1 protein-coding gene and 1 pseudogene are annotated in these 2,064 nt (G+C 45.0%); one reads left to right on the top strand and one right to left on the bottom strand.

What is annotated here, in order from left to right:
• Positions 1-940 (top strand): DNA topoisomerase (locus D3222_RS24265; RefSeq protein ID WP_198672929.1); only part of this gene is annotated, 940 nt, incomplete at its 5' end.
• A gap of 981 nt (positions 941-1,921) precedes the next feature.
• Here the strand turns inward: D3222_RS24265 and D3222_RS24255 are convergent.
• Positions 1,922-2,064 (bottom strand): annotated as a pseudogene (locus D3222_RS24255) (integrase core domain-containing protein); the annotation flags it as partial.

Genomic DNA, 2,064 nt, shown 5'->3' with positions numbered 1-2,064 from the left:
TATCTGGAATGACAAAAAAATCACGGCGCACCACGGTATCATTCCGACAAAACAGCCCTGTGATATGAATAAGATGACTGATGATGAGCGTAAAGTGTATCAGYTGATACGTCAGCATTATTTGGTACAGTTCCTTCCTCTGCATGAAGTGGATATAACCGAAGCGACTTTCGACATTGGTGGTCAATTGTTTCGTACCCGGGGAAATGTAGTGATTGTTCCTGGCTGGAAGGTCTTGTTTTCAACGGGTAAAGATGAAGCGGTATCCATCGGGAAAGACGATTCTTTAGGAGAAAGTTTGCCGTCAATGGTTAAAGGCGGTCAATGTCAGGTTAATGAGGCTACTTTACGAATGTTGCAAACTCAGCCACCCGCTTACTTCACGGAGGGCACATTGATTGCGGCGATGAAAAATGCCGCTGCTTTTGTCAGTAACCCACAACTTAAAAAGGTATTGAAGGAAAATGCGGGGTTGGGAACTGAGGCTACTCGGGCAGGGGTACTGGATACGTTGTTTAAACGGGGTTATCTGACGAAAAAGGGCGAGTATATCCACGCTACACAGATTGCCAGCGAGTTGATAGCTGCGTTGCCAACAGCGTTGACCAATCCTGGATTGACGGCATTATGGGAACAGGCGTTGGATGATATTGCTCAGGGGCAGGCAACGCTGTCGGATTTTATGAACCGTCAGGTCCAATGGACCCAATATTTAGTGGAGCAGGTTCAGGCGCAGAAGGTTGTTATCACGCCGCTGCCCTCATTGCCTTGTCCGGTGTGTGGAGGAGTGACGCGTCAACGTCAGGGAAAAAACGGTATTTTCTGGGGGTGTATAAAATACCCGAAATGTAACGGGATAGTGAGTACTGCCGATGGAGAAAGAAAAACCAGGACTACCAAGCGTAAGAAAGTGTTGAGTAAACCAGCAATGACAAGGTGAGTCCATTTTTATGCATTTGGACTGGAGATTTGGTGAGTGTTGTCTTCGGACCGCGTTTTTTTATTATATTCGCAAAATTATTTTCACCGTTGACGGTGTGGTCATCTGATTTAAGAATAAGCCGGTTAATGTGTTGTTTTTTAGCAACCGCCAATGTTCTCGTAGTCTGAGAGGAACGCTTTCGGGTGACTGCTCTTAATGTCAGAAAGGTCTGAGACTGACGCTTTCGAGTGACCTGCTTTAAATGCCACAGTAACCTGAAAAGTGGCGCCTTTGGGTGGTACACCCGTTTATCCTTTGAAAACGGGTATCATAGATAATGGTTATCTGTGATGAAGGTACATTTTAACTTCCAGACAGCCAATGCCTGATTCTGGCTTCCGGCGGGAAATATCATTTCCCGTCAGGGGGTGATGTGTTCTCCGTCGTTTCTTTTTTTACTCTATGGAGATAACACATCATGTCGACAACTCATGCCACGGAAAACAAATTCTTCAACCTGTCATTAAGACCCTTATTTATAAGGGCCTTAATGTTTTTGTTTCTTGTTTTTTATGTAAAAAATATATTGATGCATTTGGGTATGCTTGACTGCGTAGCTATGGCGTACGTGTGGATGGTGACTGAAACACGGGAGCAACGCTGGATAAACTTGTCCCCTGACTCAGACAGTGGGAGCGCGCAAGTATGCAGTAAGTGAACCTGAACGAGCTTCGTAAATTTCAGCCACACAGTGATACTGGGAAAGTGTGGTGTAGGGTGGTTCCGTCGAGTCTGTAGAACGGGGGCGAAGATCAGCGAATCATAACTGATTAACAACCAAATGAAGTCATGGCAGGGATCCGGGGTATTGAGGATGGGATGCATATATAGCACTGAATGGAACGAACGAGACCTCTACCTGTCATGGTCTAACCTATCGCGTAATCAACGATATAAGGTAACCGCTGAAATTCTGAGAGATGCAGGATAGAGGAGTCAGAGATCTTTCAATATCATTGAATTAAGACATTCGTCACGAAAATGGCTATTAAAACTCTCAATAAATTTGTTTTGTGTGAGCTTACCCAGCTGAGTGATTCTCAGTTCAACACTGTTCTGATAAGCCCATTGTTCGGGTGGTG

This window comes from Photorhabdus sp. CRCIA-P01, from assembly GCF_003545805.1.
Taxonomy (GTDB): domain Bacteria; phylum Pseudomonadota; class Gammaproteobacteria; order Enterobacterales; family Enterobacteriaceae; genus Photorhabdus; species Photorhabdus antumapuensis.
This window is presented reverse-complemented; position numbering and strand designations above follow the sequence as displayed.